The sequence below is a fragment of the Mesorhizobium sp. P2_E10 genome, from assembly GCF_056404235.1.
Genome location: NZ_JBFUEK010000045.1, coordinates 1 through 2,269, shown reverse-complemented (window position 1 = coordinate 2,269; position 2,269 = coordinate 1). Strand labels below are relative to the sequence as shown.

4 protein-coding genes are annotated in these 2,269 nt (G+C 58.5%); 2 read left to right on the top strand and 2 right to left on the bottom strand.

The window, feature by feature from the left end; all coding sequences use genetic code 11:
- A partial coding sequence (locus AC1D0N_RS31805; RefSeq protein WP_477250575.1) for a DUF1419 domain-containing protein occupies positions 1 to 381 on the top strand: 381 nt, incomplete at its 5' end.
- Positions 382 to 557: 176 nt separating this feature from the next.
- Here the strand turns inward: AC1D0N_RS31805 and AC1D0N_RS31800 are convergent.
- The gene (locus tag AC1D0N_RS31800) at positions 558 to 953 is read right to left on the bottom strand and encodes a hypothetical protein (RefSeq protein ID WP_477250574.1); all 396 of its coding nucleotides are present in this window, start codon (positions 951 to 953) and stop codon (positions 558 to 560) included.
- Between the two features lie 289 nt (positions 954 to 1,242).
- Between AC1D0N_RS31800 and AC1D0N_RS31795 the strand changes: the two genes are divergently transcribed.
- Positions 1,243 to 1,926: a transposase gene (locus tag AC1D0N_RS31795; RefSeq protein WP_477250573.1), complete on the top strand. Its 684-nt coding sequence runs from the start codon at positions 1,243 to 1,245 to the stop codon at positions 1,924 to 1,926.
- Positions 1,927 to 1,961: 35 nt separating this feature from the next.
- Here AC1D0N_RS31795 and AC1D0N_RS31790 read toward each other — a convergent pair.
- Positions 1,962 to 2,269: DUF1173 family protein (locus AC1D0N_RS31790; protein ID WP_477250571.1), on the bottom strand; the 308-nt coding region annotated here is incomplete at its 5' end.

The window sequence follows — 2,269 nt, the reverse complement described above, 5'->3', positions numbered from 1 at the left end:
GAGTATAAGGCCGGCAACGTCACCAGCGTATTCTTCGCGGTCCGGATCCGAGGCCGCGAGCGCTGGTTTCATGGCTTCTGCGATCTCACAGATCGGCAGTCGCCAGACAAGATGCGCGCCGCCATCATCGCCCACGAGGCCGGCGCGAGCGACAGCATGACCCGCTCGGAAAAGCTCGAGGCGATCTGGAACATAACCCCTGTCGAACTCAGGGGGACCGCCCGCAACGCAGTCCCCGAGACCGGGTGGGCCGAACATCGCGGCAAACGCACGATTCTCGTCAACCCCGGAAGGCATGATGCTGCCTTCAGGCTGCTCGATGATCTGTCGGATCTCGAGATCGACGAGTTCCTGTCCAAAGTGCGATTGCGTCGGAGCTGACGAAGGAAGGCGACGATGGACATCGATAAGAACCGCGCCTCGACGGCGAAACCTCTCCATCACGGTGACCGACTTTCGCTCAATGGACGCACCCGCGTACGGCCCATCCTCAGCTGTTGACCTTATGGCCAACTGCCCCGAGGATATAAGCATCCAGCCCTCAGCAAAACTTCAGGTCAGTGCCTGCCACGCGGGAGGTATCCGGCATTGCGTAAAGCGCCGATGAACAGGCTGGCCGGGCCGGCGACACTCGTCCTGGCCTGCGCTGCGAGCGGCAGCGTGCTCCAGTCCTCCAACGGAGCGATAAAGCTGGAGAAAGTGCCATTGACCATGCAATGGCTGGTCAACATGCCCTGCTTATCCAGCACCAGAACCCCTGTCTGATTGCTTGGATACCGGATGGCGGCGACGCGCTGAAGTTCCATGTCGCCATCGATGCGCAAATTGAAAAGCACAACGCCCAGGCTTCTGTTGGCGACTTCCGCGACTTTTTCCGCGAAAGGAACAGAAAGCGCACGAACGCTGTCGACCGCCATCCCGAAAACAAGCGCGTCCAGCTCATCCGCCGCCATGAAAACATTAGTTCCCAAGAATATAAGGATTGCAATCGCTCCAGCTGGATAGTGCACTCATCGCACACCGCCGGCTAGACGCCTGAGCATCGTGTGGATGAGGCAGCTCTCTCTCGGTAGGCAGGTTTGCCCCCGTTGATTGAGCCGATTGCCCCGGGCCATGACACACCGCTTGCTCGTTGCGGGGCTTCTCCGATAAAGCACGGCGAAAGCGATATGATACGTCGGGTACTCGCTAACCCAAACTGCGACTTGGCTAGCAAGTCATGCTCACATCAAGGAACAGACTATGAAGCGCCAGATCCGGCCATTCACGGTGGAAATGAAACAGAGGCGCGGGAAGCAAAAGCCAAGCCATTCGATCTGGGGCGATCTCGACCTGTCCAAGATTGCCACGGAGATGACGCCGCCGGGCTATGCTGCTCAGCTCTCAAATTCCCAGGTCATTGACTTCAGTATAGGACCACTTGATGCTGAAGAAGGGGATAAACCACAAGCGGAGTATATGATGGCCGATTTTCAGGACGCTCAGACTGTTCAGACGACAGTTGCCCCAGCCAAAGTGGAAGTGCCTGAATCCAAGAAGAAAGTTCCGCGAGGAAAGAAACCGAAGGCAGAGGTCGTAAAGCCGGTCCGCAAGAACGAAGCGAAACCTGCGCCCGCGGCCGCAGAAGCTCCCGTGGTAGCTAAGACCGCCCGCAAAACATATTCCGAGAATGAACGCACCCAGAAACTTGCCCAGATCGAGAAATCGATCGCTGCCGGCGCGACCAGCAAGATTGCGGTCGGCCAGGCCGGCATATCGGAGCAGACCTACTATTATTGGAAGAGGGCTGCCGCACCTTCCTCAGACAACGGCGATCTCGGCGATCTTGTCGCCCTCGAAGAAGAAAACAAGCGCCTCAAGAACCTGCTTGCCGAGCGTCTGCGCAAGGAAAATGCCGAGCTCAAGAAGAAGCTGGGCCTGGCCTAAGGCATCGTGAGCATCGCTGGAAATTCCGCCGACACTCAAAACGGTAGCGGCGGCATATCGCCTTCGCCGACCCGCCACACCCAGGAGCCGATCTCAGGTCGCGCGGCGATCATTTCGTCGAGCGACGCTTCGTAGTTTTCGTCCGCTCCGGCCGGAACGACAAAGAGCGCTATCGGGTCGTCCCTGTTCTGAAGCAACGCATTGGCGATCGGCTGGTCGGGTTGCAGGTCAAAGCGCAATCCCTTCACGCTCTTCTCGCGAAGGCGGGCGAGCCCATCGACGAGCCTTTTCTCCGGGACCGTCTCGTAGGGAATCCAGTTCTCGGAGACCACCATCAACGCAA